The 20,104-nt window shown below is 36.9% G+C and carries 19 protein-coding genes and 7 tRNA genes; 3 read left to right on the plus strand and 23 right to left on the minus strand.

The genetic code is table 11. From position 1 onward, the window contains the following. Nucleotides 1–125 precede the first annotated feature (125 nt). The 5 genes from ENH66_01105 to ENH66_01125 all read right to left on the minus strand — a co-directional run bounded on the left by ENH66_01105 (nt 126) and on the right by ENH66_01125 (nt 2,397). Nucleotides 126–587: a DUF4446 family protein gene (locus ENH66_01105; protein ID HDZ54287.1), complete on the minus strand. Its 462-nt coding sequence runs from the start codon at nt 585–587 to the stop codon at nt 126–128. A gap of 201 nt (nt 588–788) precedes the next feature. Continuing rightward, nucleotides 789–876, minus strand: a tRNA-Ser gene (locus ENH66_01110). A 148-nt stretch (nt 877–1,024) separates the two neighbouring features. Then, nucleotides 1,025–1,981, minus strand: coding sequence for an FAD-dependent oxidoreductase (locus ENH66_01115; protein HDZ54288.1), 957 nt, complete (start codon nt 1,979–1,981; stop codon nt 1,025–1,027). A 140-nt stretch (nt 1,982–2,121) separates the two neighbouring features. Then, nucleotides 2,122–2,192: transfer RNA gene (locus ENH66_01120), tRNA-Ala, on the minus strand. A gap of 132 nt (nt 2,193–2,324) precedes the next feature. Further along, a tRNA-Arg gene (locus ENH66_01125) sits at nt 2,325–2,397 on the minus strand. A 256-nt stretch (nt 2,398–2,653) separates the two neighbouring features. Here ENH66_01125 and ENH66_01130 point away from each other — a divergent pair. After that, on the plus strand, nt 2,654–3,682 hold the full coding sequence (locus ENH66_01130; protein HDZ54289.1) for a trypsin-like serine protease: 1,029 nt from the start codon (nt 2,654–2,656) through the stop codon (nt 3,680–3,682). 429 nt (nt 3,683–4,111) lie between these two features. Here ENH66_01130 and ENH66_01135 read toward each other — a convergent pair whose 3' ends face one another. From ENH66_01135 to ENH66_01210, 16 genes are all read right to left on the minus strand, one after another. Next, complete coding sequence (locus tag ENH66_01135; protein ID HDZ54290.1) at nt 4,112–5,272, minus strand: hypothetical protein; 1,161 nt, start codon at nt 5,270–5,272, stop codon at nt 4,112–4,114. Nucleotides 5,273–5,506: 234 nt separating this feature from the next. After that, nucleotides 5,507–6,100, minus strand: coding sequence for a hypothetical protein (locus ENH66_01140; protein HDZ54291.1), 594 nt, complete (start codon nt 6,098–6,100; stop codon nt 5,507–5,509). Nucleotides 6,101–6,191: 91 nt separating this feature from the next. After that, nucleotides 6,192–6,264 (minus strand) — tRNA-His (locus ENH66_01145). Nucleotides 6,265–6,294: 30 nt separating this feature from the next. Next, nucleotides 6,295–6,369, minus strand: a tRNA-Arg gene (locus ENH66_01150). 42 nt (nt 6,370–6,411) lie between these two features. Further along, nucleotides 6,412–6,735: a hypothetical protein gene (locus tag ENH66_01155; protein HDZ54292.1), complete on the minus strand. Its 324-nt coding sequence runs from the start codon at nt 6,733–6,735 to the stop codon at nt 6,412–6,414. Further along, entirely contained in the window at nt 6,732–7,244 is a 513-nt protein-coding gene (locus tag ENH66_01160) for a hypothetical protein (GenBank protein ID HDZ54293.1), read from the minus strand. Before ENH66_01160 ends, ENH66_01155 begins: the two co-directional genes overlap by 4 nt. Beyond that, the gene (locus ENH66_01165; GenBank protein HDZ54294.1) at nt 7,241–7,777 is read right to left on the minus strand and encodes a hypothetical protein; all 537 of its coding nucleotides are present in this window, start codon (nt 7,775–7,777) and stop codon (nt 7,241–7,243) included. Before ENH66_01165 ends, ENH66_01160 begins: the two co-directional genes overlap by 4 nt. A 122-nt stretch (nt 7,778–7,899) precedes the next feature. After that, nucleotides 7,900–9,030, minus strand: a complete 1,131-nt coding sequence (gene pilM, locus ENH66_01170; GenBank protein HDZ54295.1) for a type IV pilus assembly protein PilM — start codon at nt 9,028–9,030, stop codon at nt 7,900–7,902. Between the two features lie 75 nt (nt 9,031–9,105). Continuing rightward, nucleotides 9,106–10,935, minus strand: a complete 1,830-nt coding sequence (locus ENH66_01175; protein HDZ54296.1) for a hypothetical protein — start codon at nt 10,933–10,935, stop codon at nt 9,106–9,108. Further along, nucleotides 10,932–11,477 carry a type II secretion system protein gene (locus tag ENH66_01180; GenBank protein HDZ54297.1) on the minus strand — a complete coding sequence of 182 codons (546 nt, stop codon included), beginning with the start codon at nt 11,475–11,477 and terminating at the stop codon, nt 10,932–10,934. Before ENH66_01180 ends, ENH66_01175 begins: the two co-directional genes overlap by 4 nt. After that, nucleotides 11,474–11,956 (minus strand): hypothetical protein, encoded by a 483-nt coding sequence (locus ENH66_01185; protein HDZ54298.1) that lies wholly within the window; start codon nt 11,954–11,956, stop codon nt 11,474–11,476. Before ENH66_01185 ends, ENH66_01180 begins: the two co-directional genes overlap by 4 nt. An 11-nt stretch (nt 11,957–11,967) precedes the next feature. Then, nucleotides 11,968–12,843, minus strand: a complete 876-nt coding sequence (locus ENH66_01190) for a hypothetical protein (protein ID HDZ54299.1) — start codon at nt 12,841–12,843, stop codon at nt 11,968–11,970. A gap of 31 nt (nt 12,844–12,874) precedes the next feature. Continuing rightward, a complete protein-coding gene (locus ENH66_01195) occupies nt 12,875–14,101 on the minus strand; it encodes a type II secretion system F family protein (protein ID HDZ54300.1) in 1,227 nt (408 codons plus the stop codon). A gap of 29 nt (nt 14,102–14,130) precedes the next feature. Then, entirely contained in the window at nt 14,131–15,879 is a 1,749-nt protein-coding gene (locus ENH66_01200) for a type II/IV secretion system protein (protein HDZ54301.1), read from the minus strand. 57 nt (nt 15,880–15,936) lie between these two features. Continuing rightward, the gene (locus ENH66_01205; GenBank protein ID HDZ54302.1) at nt 15,937–16,305 is read right to left on the minus strand and encodes a response regulator; all 369 of its coding nucleotides are present in this window, start codon (nt 16,303–16,305) and stop codon (nt 15,937–15,939) included. 83 nt (nt 16,306–16,388) lie between these two features. Beyond that, a complete protein-coding gene (locus tag ENH66_01210; protein ID HDZ54303.1) occupies nt 16,389–17,375 on the minus strand; it encodes a HAMP domain-containing histidine kinase in 987 nt (328 codons plus the stop codon). Between the two features lie 62 nt (nt 17,376–17,437). Between ENH66_01210 and ENH66_01215 the strand changes: the two genes are divergently transcribed. Together ENH66_01215 and ENH66_01220 are read left to right on the plus strand one after the other, a co-directional pair. After that, nucleotides 17,438–17,510, plus strand: a tRNA-Pro gene (locus ENH66_01215). 284 nt (nt 17,511–17,794) lie between these two features. Then, nucleotides 17,795–17,865, plus strand: a tRNA-Gly gene (locus tag ENH66_01220). 87 nt (nt 17,866–17,952) lie between these two features. On the opposite strand, the gene rny is transcribed toward ENH66_01220, so the two are convergent. Together rny and ENH66_01230 are read right to left on the minus strand one after the other, a co-directional pair. Further along, the gene (gene rny / locus ENH66_01225; protein ID HDZ54304.1) at nt 17,953–19,482 is read right to left on the minus strand and encodes a ribonuclease Y; all 1,530 of its coding nucleotides are present in this window, start codon (nt 19,480–19,482) and stop codon (nt 17,953–17,955) included. A gap of 366 nt (nt 19,483–19,848) precedes the next feature. Continuing rightward, on the minus strand, nt 19,849–20,104 hold a 256-nt coding region (locus ENH66_01230), incomplete at its 5' end, for a PKD domain-containing protein (protein ID HDZ54305.1).

The following is a 20,104-nucleotide window of genomic DNA, read 5'->3' on the forward strand; positions in this document are numbered from 1 at the left end:
GCTTGCTGTAATTGCCCTACAATTAAACGAAACAAATTCAAAATTCAAATGTTCAAAACTCAAGACTCCTTTGTTCGTTTAAGTTTTTAATGATTTGATATTGTTTAGAATTTCGAATTTAGGATTTAAGCCACTATGGCTTTTTGGATTGCCTCTTTTTCTTCTTCAGAAAGTGGATATTCTGACTTTCCGTTATTCACCGATTTGGCATAAACCTGGTTTCCTTCTTGGCTATAAATTGAGGTTATGACAAAGCCGTTGTTGCCTAAATCAAGCAAGGCGATTGAAAAACTTTGATCACCTCCGATATTTTTAAAAGGATTAAATCTAACCAAGCTAATTTTTTGGAAACTTTTTTGGGACTGCCCTTTTAGTCTTGAAATCTCTTCGGAAATTTTTTTAATATCCTTTTCTTGTTCCTCTAATTTCTTCAATTGGCTCGCCAGAAGCTTTTCTAGGTCTTCTTCCCCTTTTTTAAAAAACAAATCAAACTTTTTCTTCAATTTAAAGCAATAAACAGTCAATCCAAAAACGAGAACTATCAAGAAACCAAGAACTATTAAAATGTAAATCAGAACATCTTCCATTGGCTTTACATAGTAGTAAAATATAACTTATTTTTTCAATTTGGACGGCGAGAGAAGGACCAGAGCACTAAAAGTTTTTAGTGCCAAAACACTAAAATACTTTAGTGCTCGGCCGAGCACATAAGATAAATTTTATGTGCTCTGGTTCGAACTCTTGATGACTTTTAACTATGGTGGTTTTTTTGCGACCCCGTAAGAAAGCGGTGGGGGTGAGATTTGAACTCACGGTAGCCTTCACGACTACAATGGTTTTCGAAACCATCTCTTTAAACCACTCAGACACCCCACCATTTTTCTACGGTGTCACTTTGGCATCCCGCCGAATCTATCTAAAATACCACTTTTTTAATTGAAAATCAATCCTTTAACCAGCTTAGGATTAATACTGAGTTGTATTGAAGTATCAATGAAGCTTTTATGAAGCCGACGATTTTTCATTAGATATTAAGCAAAAAGTCATTATCAATTGATATTTTTCGGGGCAAAAAGAAAGAAAAATTATTCCCGCCACGGAAAACCAGCGTTTTAGCAAGCTTGCCAAAGAAAATTTTTGGGAGGAAAAAAATACTGGCTTCACGGCGATATCTATCAAAATCGGGGAAATTTTTTATTAGAATATTAGCCGCAGTTAACCCCCAAATTATTCCTCCTCCAGACCAAGGTTTGGTTAGGCCGGCAGCATCGCCGCAGAGAGTAATATTTTTATTTTTCGGTAAAATTAAACTCTGGGGAACTATGGCTGACTTCAATTCACTTTGGTGAAAATTTATTTTCTGGTTTTGACAAAATTTTTCAAATTTTTTCTTGATAGAATTCAAAGATCCCAAGGCCCCATATTCAACATGAGAACCTCGGGGAATTTTCCAAAAAAACCCTTCTTTTATCGGCCAAGCCCTGACATAATCTGAAGAGTCTTTGATTGGTAAAAAGAACTGAAGGCCGAGTCGGAAAAAGGGTTGCGATAAAGAAAGTTTTTTTCTTATTTTTGACAAAGCTCCATCGCAACCGATAACCTTATCAAACCCAGACGGAATTTCATTAACCGATTGATCTAATAAAATTTTTACTCCTGATTTTTGAGCAAGATCAAAAAGGAATTCAGTGAGTTTTCGGCGATTTATAACCAAATATGTCGGATTTAAATTTAAGGCTACAGTCTTTTTAGGAAAGTGAATAAGGCAAGCATTAATCTTGTTCTCAATTAAAGATTGGTTGAGGGGAAAGAAACTTCTTAATCTTTCAGATATTAACGATGAACAAATTTTTTCTTCGATTCCACTCTTTTTTTCAAGGACAGTAACTTTATGGCCAATTTGAGACAATTGCCAGGCCAAATAAAGACCGATTATTCCTGCTCCAACAATAACAGTGTTCTGAGGTTTGTTTTGGCTCATTTAAGGTTTTTTAACTTTTGAATTTAATCCCGTCCTTCGCGAAACGGGGGCGGGGAAGCCTGTGGACTTGGGGGGAACTCGAACCCCCGATTCCGCACCAGAACAAGTTCGGTACGAGGCAACCTCTTCTTAAATTTCTATGGACCCACGGGGAATTGAACCCCGGACTCGTCCATGCCATGGACGCGTGTTACCCCTATACCATGGGCCCATGTGTCCCCGAAAGGAGTCCGAACTTAGGCCTTGCGCTAGAGCCAAGCTCAGTGCGGGGTAAAAGCCTCTTGCCTGCCGTGCACCATATCTTTATGTCTTCCCGGGAGGAGTTCTCACCCCGTCCTTTTTATGCCCTCGGGAGGAATCGAACCTCCATTAGCGGCTTAGGAGTCCGCGGTTCTAATCCGTTGAACTACGAGGGCAAAAGTGGCGGGGCGGGCTCCCCAACCTTCTCCTTAGGACGAAGCCGTTCTATTTGCCCCGCACCGAACTTGTTCTGGTGCGGGATCCAATTGAGCTGCGAGGAGATATTGGTGCGGATTGTTCTACTTGCCCCGCACTTAAATGCAAAGCATTTATAGTGTCGGGGTCCGTTGAACCATGGGGGGCAAATTCAAAATTATAATATCAAATTTCTTTCTTGTTGACAAGCTTTCTCTCTGTTATAATTGATGTGTAATGTTAGAAAAATCTCCAATAATTGAAATTGCAAAAAGGATTTGTCCAGCGGTGATTACCATTGTTGTTTCCAAAGACCTGCCAAAAATTGAAGGATTTTTTTTGATGCCTTATGGCGAAGGAGGAGTTATTATGCCGAAAATACAGAAAGGCAGGAAAGAAAGAACAAAAATTGGCGGGGGATCTGGTTTTGTCATTTCTTCTGATGGCCTTGTTTTAACTTCCCAGCATGTAGTTTCTGACCCCGAAGCTGAATATACCGTTGTTTTGGAACCGACCAAGAAATATTCAGCCAAGATTTTGGCTCGTGATCCAATTAACGACATTGCCATTTTAAAAATAAAGGCTAAAGAACTTCCTTGCTTGGAGCTTGGCGATTCAGGTAAAATTGAGCTCGGCCAGACAGTGGTAGCGGTAGGAAATGCCTTGGGAGAATTCCACGATACTATAAGCACCGGCATTGTTTCTGGTTTAAGCAGATATATTACAGCTTTTAGCGGTTTAGCTTCTCAGGCCGAAAGTTTGAGAGGATTAATCCAGACAGATGCTGCCATTAATCCTGGGAACTCAGGGGGACCTTTGGTTGATATTGAAGGAAAAGTTATTGGTATAAACACTGCCATGATTATGGGAGCCCAGAATATTGGCTTTGCTATTCCTATTAATTGTGCTAAAAAAGACTTAGAAGAAGTTAAAAAATACGGAAAAATTATAATTCCATTTTTAGGAGTAAGATACATTATTTTAAGTAAAGAAATTTCTAAAAAAAATAAGCTGCCGGTAGATTATGGAGCCTTTGTAATGCGAGAAACTTTAGGGGAATCGCCAATAGTCAAAGGGTCTTCGGCCGATAAAGCCGGCATTCAGGAATTTGATATAATTTTGGAAATGGGAAATGAGAAAATCACAATGAAAACCCCCTTGTCAGGCATTCTACAGAAATCCAAAATAGGAGATGAAATAAATTTAAAAGTTTTAAGAAAAGGAAAAACAATAGCCATAAAGGTAAGGCTGGAAGAGAAAAAATAAAGGAATAAAAATTAAAATCTTAAAAACTCGTCTAGATGGCGGGTTTTTTGATTCGGTCAATCAGGCCAGATTATTTGTCCGTCCGACTTGTCCGCCGAAAGTTTACCCCGCTAGAAAGCCCCACCCCTTGGGGTGGGAATGAATATAATCCCGCCACCTTGTTTTAAGAAAGGGCGGGGTTTAAAGTCCCCCTTTCTAACGGGGTTTACTGAAGGTGGAAGTCTTGACGAAGGAGGACTTGTTCTTCCTTTAATACTAGGCTTGCCATTCCGTAGCCTTGGCTGAGGATGGGTCAGGTAATGGACGCAGCATTCAGAACCGTGGATTGGGTTAAGATTAGGGAAAGTCTTAGAGATTTGGAGCCTCTTATGGGTATTTATCTGACTCCTTTGGCTGGACGGCGTTAGGACCTTGTTTTAGTCTAAAAACCTATTGAGATAAAGGTTTTTTCTCTATTATTTTCCCTGTTTTTGCATCAACTAATACTTTAAATGGTGGTGGTCCCTCAGCAAACGATACGGCTCTTGCCCAAAAAGAGCTTGAGCTTTCCCAGTATTCAAAAAAGATATTATAACCTTTTAATTCGGGGTTTTCATATATTAGAGATGTAAAGGGTTTTACGATAAGGTCACCCTTCTCATCTGCAATAACTAAAGTTAAATTATCACTTCCTCGAAGTTCTATTACAATATATTTTTTCTCACCAACTCCAGCAGATATAAATGGAGAATTACGAATATCAGAACCGACGATATCAATAATTTTAATCGCTGAATCCCAGGTTAGATTCCCGTCTGTTAAATAAATGGCTATCTGACCGTTTTCATCAAAAGTATTATAAACAAATATCTTTTTCTCAATTCTATTTGAGTCATAAAAAGAGACTAATTTTTCTATCTTTTCAGAATCAAATTTTTCTTCTATGGTTTTGTCAATAAACTTAAAAGCAGAAAGCATTTGGTCGAAAAGTTTTCTTGGAACAGTATCTTCTGGATTTTCCAAAGACCCAGCTAAATGTCGCTGAAGATGATATAAAATATTTCCATTCTTAAATACAGCATTATCCCCGCCACCACTTACGCCCCACCAATAAAATATTGTTGCATCTGAACCAGCTATTATTTTATGTTCTATTTTTGAAGTCACCTCATTTTGAACACCAGAAACAATTTCCTCATCGCCTTTTTGCGATAATTGAATCGGGGAAAAATTATCCTCTATCCAGTCTTTAACTGAAAGGTCAGTTTCATAAATTGAAATATTAATAAAAGGGTGGTTTGCTTGATAATTTTCCCATTTTTTGGATTCAAAAGTAATTTGTTTTTTATCGTCATACTCAACGAAGTAAAAATCAGAAGGATATTTCACCTCAAAGCCATATTCTTCATTTCTGTAAGTTTTCCAATTGACGGTTTCGTCTTCTGGCGGTTTTACCTCTGGCAGTTTTAATTCCAATTCAGCTAATTTAACTTCCAGCTCCTTTATCCAGGAATAGTAATAACCCAAAATCCCACCACCAACAATAACAGCCAGAACAATAACAATTAAGATGTATGTTAAGTTAGTTTTACCTTGAGTAATGAAAGGCATTAAATCATTATACCTCCTTCCCTACAAAACAAAAACCCCGTCAATTAAGGCGGGGCAGGCAGGCTTGCCATTCCGTAGCCTTGGCTGAGGATGGGTCAGGTAATGGACGCATTCAGAACCGTGGATTGGGTTAAGATTAGGGAAAGTCTTAGAGATTTGGAGCCTCTTATGGGTATTTATCTGACTCCTTTGGCTGGACGGCGTTAGGAGCTATTTTACTCTAAAAACCTAAAATCAATCAGAGGGAGAAATAGTAGTAAGTATTTTTTCATAGATACTGTCTAATTCCGGAGAAAGATTAGTTTGTCTAATCTGTAGGATTCCATCTCTTTGGTGGGTTTCGAATACAAATATTTTTTCTATCTTTGTGCCCAAAAATATTCCAAAGAATTCTCTCCCTTTCACATTATTTATTGTGCGTTCTTTCTCATACTCAAGTTCCGTAAATGAATTGCGAACTCCTTTTAGGCAGTCATCGTAATCTGTTCCGCATACGCGCGCGCGTTCCGTGCTATACCATCCTCCAGATCCAATAAACAAATCGTTTGAATAAGAACCATTCATACATACGGGATATCCCTCTGTTGGCCCACAAGGATAAGGCGAGGGGGGATACTTTATGTTCCAACCAAAGATTTCCACTGTCTCCCAATTGGCGGTTTCGTCTTCAATAATTCCTTCTGGTGGTTTTACTTCTGGGGGTGTAATTTCCTGTTTTGGCATCCACAAATACTGATAACCCAAAATTCCTCCACCAACAATAATAGCCAGAATAATAACAATTAAGATATAAGTTAAATTAGTTTTACCTTGGGTAATGAATGGCATATATTTATTTTTTAGTTAGTTTATTATCTTTCCTCATTATACCTCCTTCCCTTCAAAACAAAAACCCCGCCAATTAAGGCGGGGAATAGCCTGGGTGGCTAAGCGGATTTGAACCGCCTCTAGCAATGCCACAGATTGCTGTGCTGCCGTTACACCATAGCCACCATAAAATATTTCTCACCTTGCATCACAATTTGTGCCCTCAGGAGGAATCGAACCCCCATTGCAGACTTAGAAGGTCCGTGTTCTATCCGTTGAACTATGAGGGCAGTATTCGAACCCTAATATTATAACTGAAATAATTCATTCGGTCAACGTTCTTCTTCGATAATGATTATTTTTGTAAACGGATCGGGGTATTTTTTTGTTTCGGTTTCTTCAAATTTTTTCTGTTTGTCTCTAGATTTCTCTAAAATTTTTTGGAAAAGTCCTTCATCAAATTGAAGAGAACTTTCTATTATTTCTGGCTGAGCCTTTTCCACTAAAAAAATATATTTATAAAACAAGAAAGCGCCAAAAACTAAAAACACAACTAAAAGTCCTAAAAAAGTCAAAAAGACCTTTTCTCCTAAAATTCGGAGCAATTTTCCAAAAACAACCTTTATTTTATCAAATCTTATTTTTTTTATTTTCATTTAACTAAAACAATTAATTCCAAATTAGCCGTAATGTTGTCCGATGACTCTTGGGCGATTTTCCTTACATTTAAATTAGTGATTTCGATTAAATAAGGACTATTTTCTAATTTATCAATCAATTTTAAAAGGTTAGAAAAAGAACCAGAGAATAAGATATTAAAAGAGAGGGCAGGTTCTGGTTCCGTTATTTCTTTGGTTAAAGAAATTTTTATTGAAGATTGAGAGTTAAGAATAGATTTTTCCAGGAAATCCATAAATTCAATTGGTAAGGTCGAATCAACAAAAAAATTATTAATTTTTTCTAAATTTTGCTGATGGGTTTTATATTTTTCCCGGAAATTTTCCAGGTTCTTTCTTCTTTGCTCAAATGAAATTAAATCTTTTTTCTGCAAAATTAATGCTTGGGAGCTTTTACTAATTTCTTGCAAAAGAAATAAAATTAATATTAAAACTAAAATTACAACAATAATTCCGGAAATATAAATTTTTTTATTTGAAATTTTCATTGCCCGAAATCAATTTTAACTCCGGCAAAATCTATATCAACGGGTTCAATCCAGTTTGAAGGAGGAAAATATATTGCTTGGAATTCTTCTTTTTGTTCAAGATTCTTTTTAAACTGGACTAATAAATCCCGCGAAGGAGAGAAACCGGCCAAAATGATTTGTGAGGAGGTTTTAGAATAAAAGAGGTCGGTAAGATATATTTCTTTAGGAACAGCTTGGATTAATTTTTCTAAAATATTTTCCAAACCGTATTTCTGCTCATAGAAATCGTTTATTTTTGCAAGTTTTTGATTAGAATTATCGATTTTTTCTTCAATAATCCGGGCCTCAGAATCTTCGCCCTTTTCTTTTATTGATTCCAGGACATTTTTTTGAAGATCAATTTGGATTAAAAGATATACTTTCAAAAAACCCAAGATTATTATTAAACAAAGTAGAGAGAGTAAAACGATAAGACCCAAGGTTATGGCCAACCTTTTTATCTCTTCGGCTAAAAGTTCTTTTCTCTCTTCTGGCGGTAAAAGATTTATCATATACCACTAATGAATATAACGAATTTTGCGCTCTTAATTGCGAAGCAATTACAAGGAGTGGAGCGACTGGTTTGCATTATCACGAATAAATAATTAGTGAGTATTCGTAGGAAATTAGTGTTTTATTGGTGGATGTTTATTCCCCTCAGGGCCAAGCCCAAAGCAGTCGTAAAAGTCAACGATTTTTTATAAGATAATTCAGGAATTTCCTTTAAAGGAGTTTTTAGAATATTTGTCCAGGGGTTACCTAATTCTGCCGGCATTTTTAGAGCCAAAGAGAGAAATTCTGGCAACCCCTTGAGATTGGCTCCTCCTCCACAAAGCAAAATTTTATTGATTTCCCCACTATCAGGTGCTAAATGTTCGTGGCGAATATGGGTTGGATAATAATCGAGACATTGCTTTATTTCTTTAACTAAATTAGTTAAAAGAGGAGCTATGATGTTTGACACTTTGCCTGAGATAATTTTCCTTTCGGTGCCATCTTTAATTTTTAACTGGTATTCTTTTTCTAACCCAAATTTTATCTTCAACATCTCCGCCTCTCGAAAAGAAATATCTAGTCCACGAGAAATAGCTTTTGCGAATTCCCGAGAAGAAATAGGGATCGCGCGGGTAAATCTTAAAGAATAACCAGAGAAAATCATTAAGCTTGTTTTGTCGGCGCCAAAATCAATTAATAGAAGCGGACGAGGACTAAACTCATTTTTTATTAAAGCCCGGGCAATAGATAAAGATTCAATCTCTAAGGCCTGAGGCCGAAGGCCCGCTTTTTGAAGACAAGAAACATAAGAAGCAACAGTTTTTTTCGGCAGAACAGCGATTAAAACATCGGAATGGTTAAGATGATTATAAACCGGCCGGACGACCTGGAAGTCCAAATAAACCTCTTCAATTGATAAGGGAATATAATTTTCTGCTTCAAAATAAATAGCTTTTTTTAACTCTTCAGCTTTCATTTTGGGCATTTGGATGACTTCTAAAAATGCTTCTTCTTCCGGCAGAGAGGCTACTACATAATTTGTTTTTATCTTTTCTCCTTTCACCTCAATCAAAGCTTTTTTAATCATTTCAATTAAAGCTTCTTCGTCTTGTATCTCTCCTTTTTTGATTATTCCTGGAGTAATTTCCGTTTCTCCAAAAGAAGCCAAAGATAAAAATTTGTCCTTCTTCTTTAGCTTAACTATCTTCAAAGAGGAGTCAGATACATCTAAACCAAACGCCTCTGGTTTTAAAGTAAGAAATTCTAACATTCTTGATTAACTTTAGCTATCTATTACATTCTAGCATTTTAATATTCAACTAAGAACCTAAAAACTAGAGGTTATTTATTCAGTTTCCTGCCAGCGTTGAACCTCCCAGGCTGCTCCGGGTCCAGCTGAAAATTGAGCGTCAACTAACCCTTGTTCATACTGGATCATTGCATTTTCCTTTAATTGAACTTTATAACCAACTATTTCAGAGATAATTACTCCATTATGAAGATAAATCAGACCATCTGTCGCATAAAATATGGCCCCGGTTGCGTTATTATGTATATCCATTGCCGCATTATGATGGGTGCAGGTCGATGTTTCTTCTCCCTGACAATCAGATGTCGTTAAAAGCATAAGATAGCTTCCAGGCTGCCCAGACCCTTGAAAAATTTTATTGTTTTTAACATGAATCCAACCATCAGAAATTACAATACAACTCAGTTCTTCATAAGAGGTAGAGCATTTCATACCCGACTCAAGACTGGCACCACCTTCAATATCAATATTGCCTTGAACATAAACTGTACCCGTAATCTCTAAAAGCTGGCGATTGGTTAAATTAAGATTGCCGGTGATTGTTACTGGGCCCAAACTTGAAGTGCCAGGAGGTGGACTATAATCGCCTTCGATAAGACAGGGGGGGGTAGGAGGTTGTTGGCCGCATCCAGCTTCATCTTTCCATTCCTGAATGTTAGCATCGGAAACGGGCATGTCACCGACCGCCGGATCTGGAGAATCAGGATGAGCAGTACCCGGGCTTCCAGAATAATTATTTAACCAGTCAAGCGAACTTTGATCAATGAATTGATAATAAGCATCGCCCTGTATCTCGCTATTTAAAATAGTATTGGCATAAGCATTCCCATAAATTCTTACTTCCTCAATAGAGGTAATAATACCCCCAAGCCAAATTTTGATATTGAGGTCACCGGTTATTTGAGTCCAACTTGGATTATCATCGTTCCAATCAGGACTATATTTAGCCACCCCATTACCATATCCTTCATTTTGATCCTTACACCAAATCCAGTATTTATTACTATCGGCTTTTGTATCTACTATTAACCAATAAAAAGTATTGGCGGTTAAAAGAGGAGGGTTAGGAATGGCGACATTAATCCAGCCATAAGTGTCAGTTACTTTAGAAGCATCTAAAGTGGCGGACGTTAAAACTGTTGTACTGGGTGAACCGTTATCGTCAGTTAGAATTCTAAGAGTCCGATTCTTTGGATTCCCGTTTTTTTCCAGATAAAGGCTGACTTGAACTAAGCGTTCGGTTTTGTTGGTTTTGAAGCTTTGAGCTAAATCTAATACTGGTGAACTTTGACCAAAAACTTGGTCATTGTTACAAACGGCCCACTGCTGGTTAAGATCCGTGCCCGAAGCTACAAAAACATCGCCAGTGATTGTGGCACCAGGATCACCATCAATGTTGCCATTAGAGTAAACATTGCCAATCACGCCACCAATACCCTCAATCCGACTATTATTTTCCATTTTTAGTCCTCCTTCGCCAATCTGAGCACCGTAATAAAAAGCAGGGGTGGTTGTATTAAGTTTGAGTACAGTAGTTATAGTCCGTAAAATATTATTAAGATTACCCTGAGAAGTGACTGTTTTTTGAGTTGGGCTACCAGAAATATTAATATCCGCACTTGCTCCATTAATACTCAAAGTATTGTCAGCAACATAAAGCTTGCCTTTCTGAATTCTTAAAAGACTGTCTTCTATTCCAGCTTCAGCTGCATAATAAGCTTGGTTTGATTTGGTAATATTGGCAGAAATTATTTGTTGCCCTAGAGTTAGAATGGCAACGCTTATTCCAATGGCAAAAATTAGAGCCAGAATTATAATGGTAAAAAATAGGGCAGCAAAACCTTCTTGACGAGTTAATTGATTCATTGTTGATATTGCCGAAGAGAGGCGGCTGATTTTAAATTAACTGAAGCCTGATATTCTGTTCGACCACTTGAATCCTTATAATTGATTATCAAATCAATCTGAACCGAAGGAATTTGATTTGTAATAATTTGGCGAAACACCAAGTTTGTGATTTCTACTCTTTCTGAGGTTAAAACAATAGGATCTTGCGACTCTTTTTTAAAACAAAGATGAGTACCGCAGATATAAAAATCTATATAAGTTGAGTTTTCTCCGGTTGGTAAATGATTGCTTGTTTTTAGAGAAAGTTGGCCGGGATGAGCATTAAAGATACTAGTCGGTTCATAAATATTTTCTGCTTCTTTGACTTCGTAAACTATTACTTCCATAACTCTTCTGGCATTGTCTAAAGTTTCTCTCATGACCCGTGTTTTTATATTGATTTCGATCGCCCAAATTAAAAAAGAAAAAATAACAACAATCACGGTTGCCAAAATAGCAATATAAACCAAAACTTCTATTAGCGTAAAACTTTTTTGTTGGCTACGGTTCATTATTATCATCGCCAATTGGTAAGATAAGTAGTAATCTCTACATTTTTATCTTGCCAAGAAACAGTTACTGTTATTTTCCTTGTTTCGGGATCATCTGTTCCTCCGCTCTCGACAATGTTATCGTTAGCATCCCTGTCTACACTTTCAAAAATAACCTTACGTAAAAATCCATTGATTATTTCTTCTCCTAAAGCCAATGTCCACTGTGGGGGGGTGTCCCCGATTTGTTCTTGGTGGTAAGCAACTTCGGTAGTTAAAGTTCCAAGTCCGTCCACGTTCCACGTAGTTCCATCTCTAAAATTGCGAACAGCCTCGATTGTTTCTTGGGCTAAGAAATTAGCCAGAGTAGTTTCTTTAATTGAATGAGAAGTTTTTAGAGAAAAAACCAATATACCAAAAATTCCGATAAAGGATATTAACAAAACAGCAATAGCTACTAAAATTTCTATTACAGAAATTCCTTTTTGATTATTGATGGTTGTTGACATAGATTAAAGTTTTATTGTATTTCTTTGGTTCCTCCATATGGCCCTTCGGTTACCGAATCATTGACGTCAGCTAAATAGTGAGCAATCTCCTTATCTACTCCGCCCTCTACGATATAGATTATGACTTCTTGGTTAGTTCTCCCTTGATTACGATCACGATGGATACAAAGATTAAAAGTATCAAGAGAGTGGGTATGAACTTGGAATGTTTGATCAATCCCATCGACAATAAATATTCCTGCCCAATCAAATTCTGTTTTATCAGCATTGAAATAATCAGCCATATCAACTTGTTCTGTCTGAGGAATATCGGGAAAATAAAACTTTAACAAGGTTGCACTTTGAATACTCCATCCCAAATCAAAATGAACGTGGCGAGAATCTTTTATTCTTGCTGCATCAGAAGGAGTAGAGGGACTTGTTAGTCCAACTTGGCCAGAGTTTTCAATATAGACGGTCTTTGTTTTTGTTGGATTATCTTTCAGTCTTATAATTAGAGATCCGAATTGAGAAGTTGTTCCTGAAATTCGATCGAAAATTATTTCTGACTCGCCTCCATTTAAACTTATATCGGATATTTCAACGGATTTTGGCAATTTATGAATTTTATCAAATGAGCTGTTTCTTGAGGCATAATCATTTCCTTTAAATAAGGTGTACTGATGAGGAGAAGTAGTTTGATCGAAATAGACTCCGTACTGGCTGGCTCCTTCAGAGGCCAAGGTCTTATTTTGAGCTATTCTTAAAGTATTAATAATTTCTTCGGTGGAATTATTTAGATCTAATTCATTTTGGAAGGAACGATAAGCAGGGAGAGCCAAAACCATCAGAATAACCATAATTCCAATAATTACCAATACTTCAATTAAAGTAAAACTTTTCATCATTAAAGCCAAGAAATATTTATCCTTAAAGCTTTTATTGTATTGCTCCCAACATGCTGTACATAGGTTGAATCATTGAGATGGCAAAAAAACCAACTGCTCCACCAACTAGAAGCATTAATAATGGTTCCATTATTGCCGAAAGGTTTTTGGTATGATTCGTTACTTCTTCTTCATAAAAATCAGCCAACTTGGCTAAGATTTCTGACGTCTGGCCTGTTTCTTCCCCGATCTCAATCATCTGAATAACCATCGGAGGATAAAGATCTTGATAGGGCGTTAAAGCCAAAGAAAGTTTTTCTCCTTTCTGAATCTTTTCTATCGCACTGATCATTGCTTCTTTAAAATAAATATTCCCTAAAGATCCAGAAACAATCCTTAAGGCTCTAACAAGAGGAATACCAGAGACAATAAGAGAACTTAGGGTTCTCAAAGTTTGAGCTGAATTGGTCTTTTTAATGATCGGAGAAATAATAGGAATTTTTAAGGTTATACTATCCAAAATCTTTTTTCCTCTCTTTGTTTTCAAAGCGTTTTTAAGAAGAAAAAATAAAACAAAAACTATAATTAAGAATAAATACCATTTTGTAGCTAAAAATTCTCCAAGACCAATTACAAAACGAGTAGTAAGAGGAAGATCAATCTCTAGCTCTCTAAAAGTTTCTGCTAGTTTAGGTATAACCATAATAAGCATCAAGACTCCAATACCTACCATGGCAAAAATAATTACGGCAGGATAAACCATTGCCCCTATTATCTTTGATCTTAAGTCGTGCTCTTTTTCCATTTGGTAAGCCAAATTTTTTAGAACATTTTCCAGAGTGCCGGATTCCTCTCCAGCTTTAATCATACTGACAAAAAGCTCAGAGAAAATTTCAGGATATTTTTTTAAGCTTTCAGACAAGCTTTTTCCCTTATTTACTGCTTCTAAAATTTCAGCAAGAGCTTTTTTGAATTTTGGATTTTTACTTTGAGTTGATAAAATTGACAAACTTCGAGGAAGAGAAACGCCGGCCGAAACCATTACCCGAAGATTTCTGGTAAACATCATTTTTTCGGTCAGAGAAACCTTCCCAAAAAAAGACAGAGATATTTCAAATTTATTTTTTTTATCCTTAATTTCAAGTTCGGCTTCGGCTCTAATCAAAACATATCCTTCTTGGTGAAGGATTTTTGACAGCTCTTTTTTGGTTCCAGCTTCTAGAGTTCCTGTCTCGATCTCTCCTTTAAAAGATTTTGCGGTATAAAAATATTGAGGCAAATGAAAAAATAATTATTAAAAAATAGTTATCAGGAAATGATTACCCTTAAAACTTCCTCAATTGAAGTGATTCCCTGGGAGGTCTTTAAAAATCCATCTTCAACCATTGTTCTCATGCCTTCTTTTTGGGCCTGTTCTTGAATTTTGTCGGCACTTGTTCTTCTGATAATAAGCTCTTTAATTGATTCAGTGGCCAGCAAGACTTCATAAATTCCAATTCTTCCTTTATATCCTTCTGGGCAGTTCTTTGAGGGTTTTGGACGGTAGAATTCAATATTGGGCCAATCATCTTTCTTCTTAACAATTTTCTCTTTTTTGATAATTTCTAAAATTCTATTTAAATCGCAATTTTTTTCTAAATTTTTAATCTCTGTCTTTCCAAGTTTATATTTTAACTTTTCTGGGCATAATTTTCTGACCAATCTTTGGGCTAAAATAACATTTAAAGTTGAAGAAATCAGAAAGGGTTCAGCCCCCATATCAATTAGGCGGGGGATGGCGCCAGCTGCTGTATTGGTGTGGATGGTAGATAAAACCAAATGACCCGTTAAGGCAGCATTGATTGCCAACGAAGCTGTTTCTTTATCTCGAATTTCTCCGATCATTAAAATGTCTGGATCTTGTCTGACCAAAGCCCGCAGGCCGGAAGCGAAAGTAAGCCCGATTTTAGGGTTGACCTGAGTTTGATTGATTCTGGGCATTCGGTATTCAATCGGATCTTCAATAGTAGCAATATTTACATCAGGAGTATTGAGAATTTCTAACATTGAGTAAAGAGTAGTTGTTTTTCCAGAGCCCGTGGGCCCCGTGACCAATATCATTCCGACCGGTTTTCTTAAATTATCTTGAATTTTTTCCAAAGCTTCTCCCCGTAAGCCCAATCCCTCTAAGGTGAAAGCCTTGGCAGTTTCAGACAATAATCTCATCACAATTTTTTCACCGTTAAAGACCGGTAAAATCGAAACCCTAATAGAATATTTATAATCTTCTGTTTCGGCCTTAAATCTTCCGTCTTGGGGCAAACGATGTTCATCGAGCTTTAAATTGGAAAGAACTTTAATTCTGGCCACAATCCCAGATCGTACAACTTTTGGCAAGGTCATAGCGTCTCTTAAGATTCCATCAATTCTATAACGGACGATTACTTCTTTTTCTGTTGGTTCAATATGAATATCAGAAGCTCTTTGCAAAATCGCGTGTTTTAACAGAGTTTCGACAATTCGAATTATTGGTAATTCTTCAGCCGCTTTTAGGAGTTCGGCTTTTTCTTCAACTACCTTTCTTTCTTTAATTGATTTAATTCCCTTTGTTTCTCTTTTAATAATTTCTCCAAATTCAGCCTCTAAAGTCTTTTGATATTGAGATAAAACATTTTTGATGCCTTCCGGAGTAGTTAATCGTGGCAATATTTTTAAATTAGATTTTTTTCTAATAAACTCAATAGTTCTTAAATCTTCTGGATCAAGCATAGCCACTTCTAAGTTTTGTTCCTTTTTTCTGAAAGCAACGATATTATGAGATTTAGCAATTGGCTCAGGAATAATTTTTAAAATTTCTGGTGAAACCTTCTCTTTTTCTAAATTGATGAAAGGGATACCTAAAATATAAGCTTCAAGCTTTATTAATTCTTCCTGAGTGATTGTTCCCTCAGAAACCAAAACGTCGCCAACTTTTTGGTTAGTTTTTTGAGCCTTTTTTTGAGCCTGACTAAATTTAGCTTCGGTCACTAAACCCGAATCCAAGAGAAAGGCTTTTAACCGTTTTGGTTCAATTTTCATTGTTCAATAAACAGAAAATAGTAAATAAAAAAAACATAATTCTTTGAGCTCCGTTTCTTATTCGTCGAGGATTTTCTTAATTTTTTTTACTATTTCTTCTAAACTGTAATTTTCCTTTACTAAATACGTAGTAGCTCCCAATTCAAGAGCTTTTTCAATATCTTCCATGTCTTCCAAATTAGTCAAAACAATAACTGGAATTTGTTTAGTTTGATGATCTTTAGCTAATTGTTGAAGTACCTCAAAACCATGAAGCTTGGGTAAGATTAGGTCTAACAGAATTAAGTCGGGCTTTTGATTTTTAGCTAATTCTAATCCGACTTCTCCGTCTAAGGCCGAGATCATTTGGTAGCCCTCTTGTTTTAAAATCTCGCCCAAAGTTTTTTGAAGGGCTGATTCATCTTCGATAAATAGAATACGCTTCATTGCTACATTGTTTCATTGTTTCATTGTTAAATTGATTTTAAATGTCTCAATATAACAATTTAGCAATTTAACAGTTTAACAATTTATTTTACTGGGAGGGTAAACCAGAAGGTGGTTCCTTTACCCTCTTTTGATTTGAAACCCATTTTGCCTCCCGCTTGATCAATAATTGATTTGGTAATATAGAGGCCTAATCCCGTGCCTTGGGTTCTGTATCTTAAAATATTTCGAGCTCTAAAAAATTTTTGGAAAATGTATTTTTTGTCCCGGACAGGAATTCCCACTCCATTGTCTTTTACCTCAAAATAGATATTGTTTTCCCGTCTTTTAAGATTGATCTCAACCGTTCCTTTGTCTTTTACATAACGAATAGCATTATCTATAAGATTCTCAATAATTAATTTTAGTTGAGAAGGGTCAATGAAAATTTTTGGTAAATTTTCTTCGATGTCTAATTGTATCTCTACGTTAGAAGCTTTGGCAAAAGGTTTAAGATTAGAAATTAAATTTTTAACCGAATCAACCAAGGAAACTTCTACTTTCTGGGAAGGGAGCCTGCCTTGCTCAATTCGGGAAACAATTAGAAGATCTTTGACTAATTCTCCCATTCGAGCACTGTTTTCTTTTAAGATTCGGAAGTATTCCAGTTGAGGTTCTTCAATTGTTCCCAATCTTCCCGACATTAAAAGCTCAATTGTCCATCTCAAATTGGAAAGAGGAGATCTGAGCTGATGAGAGACAATACTGACAAATTCTGATTTTAAACGACTAGCCTCAGCCAACCTCTCAAAACTTTGGGTAATAGTGAAGGTAACAATTAATAAAAGTGCCGAGAGGACAAGGACGACTAGAATTACAATTTCCGGTTCCTCAACAAACTGAATGCCAACAGCATAGGCGGTCAGAATGATCGCAATGGTAATGATCCCCATGACTAAGAAAATAAATTGAGGATATTGCCAAGGGGGAATGCCATATTTCCGACTTTGTTTAAAGATGTTGAGTTGTTTAAGTCCTCCTAAGTTTTTCTTTAAGAAATTTGGGAGGGTAAGAATTTTCTTGAAATCCATAATTTTATTATATCATATCATAAATTGACCGAAAGGGAATAAGTTGATATAAAGATTATGAACGGGGCATGGTGTAATGGCTAACATTTGCGCTTTGGGAGCGTAAGATTCTGGGTTCGACTCCCAGTGCCCCGAAATTTAGGCGGGTGAAGGAGCGCTTGGCCCGAGCCCGCCCCGCACCAATTTTGCCTTTTCAAGCTACACTTTAGTTTAAATAATTAAGAGAAGCGGAATTAAGCTTTTGAGACACATATTACACGAATAGTGTGGTCCGCCTTCGGCGGACTGGGCTATTCGTCCACCGTGTGTCGTTACTGAATAGATGGCGAAATTGGTGCGGGGTGAGAAATCTCGGCATCCCGAAAGTTGATTTTTAGTGCGGGGCGGGAAGTCCGGGAATTACGACTGAGAATTCCGGTGCGGGTATCGTATAGTGGTATTACCTGGCCCTTCCAAGGCCATGACAGGGGTTCGACTCCCCTTACCCGCTTTTAATAGAAAACGGCTCTAACGAGCCGTTTTCTAATTTTCAATTTTTTCGCATTTAACTATATTTAACACTCGACGTTAAACATGGTTATTTGGCGTATTCAACCACCCGGGTTTCTCTAATTACATTGATTTTAATTTCACCTGGATATCTTAATTCTGACTGTACTTTTTCTGCAATTTCGTGGGCCAATTTTTTGGCTGCAAGATCGTCAATCTCTTCCGGCTTAACAAAAATTCTTATTTCTCTACCGGCTTGCAGGGCCCAGGCTTTTTCAATTCCAGGAAAGGCCAGAGCTGTTGCTTCCAGGTCAGCCAATCTGTTCAGATAGTTCTCAACCGTATCTTTTCTGGCCCCAGGTCTTGCTCCTGAAATTTGGTCAGCCACCTGAACAATTACTGATTCTAAAGTTTCGTAAGGATATTCTTCATGATGGGCCTTCATGGCTGTAATGACTTCTTTCTCCATTTCAAATTTTTCTAAGACTTTAATCCCAATATCTACATGGGAACCCTGGATCTGGTGGTCTATTGCCTTGCCAATATCGTGAAGGAGACCTGCTTTCTTGGCAATTATAGGATCAGCTCCCAATTCTGAAGCTAAAGTTGCAGCTAAGTGGGAGACTTCAATTGAGTGTAAAAGGACATTTTGGCCAAAACTCGTTCTAAAATTTAATCTTCCCAAAAGCTTAATAATTTGGGGAGGAAGGCTAGCAATACCTACCTCATAAAGTGCTTGTTCGCCAGCCTCTTTTATTTTTTTGCTAATCTCTGTTTCTGCTTTCTGAACCTGTTCTTCTATTCTGGCCGGCTGGATTCTGCCGTCAGAAATTAATTTTTCCAAAGCTATTTTCGCAATCTGGCGGCGAATTGGATCAAAGCCTGAAATTACTACTGCTTCCGGGGTATCGTCAACAATAATCTCTACTCCGGTTAATCTCTCCAAGGTCTTGATATTTCTGCCTTCCTTGCCAATGATCCTCCCTTTGATTTCATCAGAAGGAAGAGAAACTGTAGTAGTAGTTAATTCCTGGGTTTGAGAGATAGTGCATCTTTGGATAGTTGTGGCTAATATTTCTTTTGCTTTTTCTTGGAATTTTTCTGTCCCCTCTTTTTCTAATTTTCGCATTCTTTCCAGGATCTCTACTTGATACTCTTCTTCTAAATTTTGAAACAGTTCTTTTTTGGCTTCTTCTTTGGAAAGCTTCGAAACATTTTCCAGTTTTTTTAGGGTTTTTTCCTTGAGATCGTCCAGATTTTCCTTTATCTGTTTTAATTTTTTGACTTTCTGTTCAAATTCTTTCTCTTTTTCTTCCAAAAGAGAAAATTTATTGTCTAAACTGGTTTCTCTCTTCAATGATAGCTGTTCAGATCTTAATAATCCTTTCTGTCTTTCCTCGAAATCTCTTCTAGTTTTTCCTAAAAACCGGGAGGCTTTTTCCTTAGCTTCGGTTAAGATTGATTGAGCCTCATCTCTGGTTTTAGCAATTTTTTTCTGGAGTCTTTCCTCTAAAGTGCCTGCTTGTTTTCTGGCGATGGACTGCCGGGCATAATAACCCAAAACTGAACCCATGACCAAGGTTAATATCCCTACAATAAGTAGAACAAATTGATTCATATTTCAAGATAGAAATTTGGCTGTTTTTCATTAAATAAAATCACCAATAAAGACCACTAATAGAACACTAATTCAACATAAATACTCACTAATAACGTCTTCGTGATAATTAGTGAGAAGATTCGTGATATTATTCGTGGACCAAAATTCCATAATTAATTAACTTTACTGATTTAAGTTTAGCAAATATTTTTAGAGATGTCAAAAACCATCTTAAAAGAGGGTTTGTATGCGATAATCAGACATTTACAGTATAAAACTCGTCACAATAAAGCTGTCAGAGGACGGGCCTCTGTAAGTTCTACTATTCTTTCAGAAAACAAAGCCCACCCAAAAGGGCGGGCTTTGTTTTAATTATTAGGGAGATTAAGCCTGGAAAAAACTAAAAATGGAAGCCCAGAATTTTTCCAATAAGCCGGTGGGGGAAATTTCCCTCCATTCAGGAAGAGGGGAGCCGGTAGTCAAAGTCTGTTGAATCGAGCAACTACCGTCACTATCTACCGCTATTAACTCTACTATATAATCTCCAGACACTGAGTAAGAATGAGTTGGATTTTGTTCGATTGAATCTGTCCCCCCATCACCGTCAAAATCCCACTCCCAGCCTGGACTTGTACCATAA

The organism is Candidatus Nealsonbacteria bacterium, assembly GCA_011050465.1.
GTDB lineage: Bacteria > Patescibacteriota > Minisyncoccia > Minisyncoccales > RBG-13-36-15 > RBG-13-36-15.

Bases quoted from the DNA above. Each gene is read 5' to 3' on its own strand.
- ENH66_01155 (HDZ54292.1), bottom strand. From the start codon at position 6,735: ATGAAAATAAAAAAAATAAGATTTGATAAAATAAAGGTTGTTTTTGGA.
- ENH66_01130 (HDZ54289.1), top strand. From the start codon at position 2,654: ATGTTAGAAAAATCTCCAATAATTGAAATTGCAAAAAGGATTTGTCCA.
- ENH66_01175 (HDZ54296.1), bottom strand. From the start codon at position 10,935: ATGAATCAATTAACTCGTCAAGAAGGTTTTGCTGCCCTATTTTTTACC.
- ENH66_01180 (HDZ54297.1), bottom strand. From the start codon at position 11,477: ATGATAATAATGAACCGTAGCCAACAAAAAAGTTTTACGCTAATAGAA.
- ENH66_01105 (HDZ54287.1), bottom strand. From the start codon at position 587: ATGGAAGATGTTCTGATTTACATTTTAATAGTTCTTGGTTTCTTGATA.
- ENH66_01210 (HDZ54303.1), bottom strand. From the start codon at position 17,375: ATGGATTTCAAGAAAATTCTTACCCTCCCAAATTTCTTAAAGAAAAAC.
- ENH66_01140 (HDZ54291.1), bottom strand. From the start codon at position 6,100: ATGCCATTCATTACCCAAGGTAAAACTAATTTAACTTATATCTTAATT.
- ENH66_01185 (HDZ54298.1), bottom strand. From the start codon at position 11,956: ATGTCAACAACCATCAATAATCAAAAAGGAATTTCTGTAATAGAAATT.
- rny (HDZ54304.1), bottom strand. From the start codon at position 19,482: ATGAATCAATTTGTTCTACTTATTGTAGGGATATTAACCTTGGTCATG.
- ENH66_01190 (HDZ54299.1), bottom strand. From the start codon at position 12,843: ATGATGAAAAGTTTTACTTTAATTGAAGTATTGGTAATTATTGGAATT.
- ENH66_01200 (HDZ54301.1), bottom strand. From the start codon at position 15,879: ATGAAAATTGAACCAAAACGGTTAAAAGCCTTTCTCTTGGATTCGGGT.
- ENH66_01135 (HDZ54290.1), bottom strand. From the start codon at position 5,272: ATGCCTTTCATTACTCAAGGTAAAACTAACTTAACATACATCTTAATT.
- pilM (HDZ54295.1), bottom strand. From the start codon at position 9,030: ATGTTAGAATTTCTTACTTTAAAACCAGAGGCGTTTGGTTTAGATGTA.
- ENH66_01160 (HDZ54293.1), bottom strand. From the start codon at position 7,244: ATGAAAATTTCAAATAAAAAAATTTATATTTCCGGAATTATTGTTGTA.
- ENH66_01115 (HDZ54288.1), bottom strand. From the start codon at position 1,981: ATGAGCCAAAACAAACCTCAGAACACTGTTATTGTTGGAGCAGGAATA.
- ENH66_01205 (HDZ54302.1), bottom strand. From the start codon at position 16,305: ATGAAGCGTATTCTATTTATCGAAGATGAATCAGCCCTTCAAAAAACT.
- ENH66_01165 (HDZ54294.1), bottom strand. From the start codon at position 7,777: ATGATAAATCTTTTACCGCCAGAAGAGAGAAAAGAACTTTTAGCCGAA.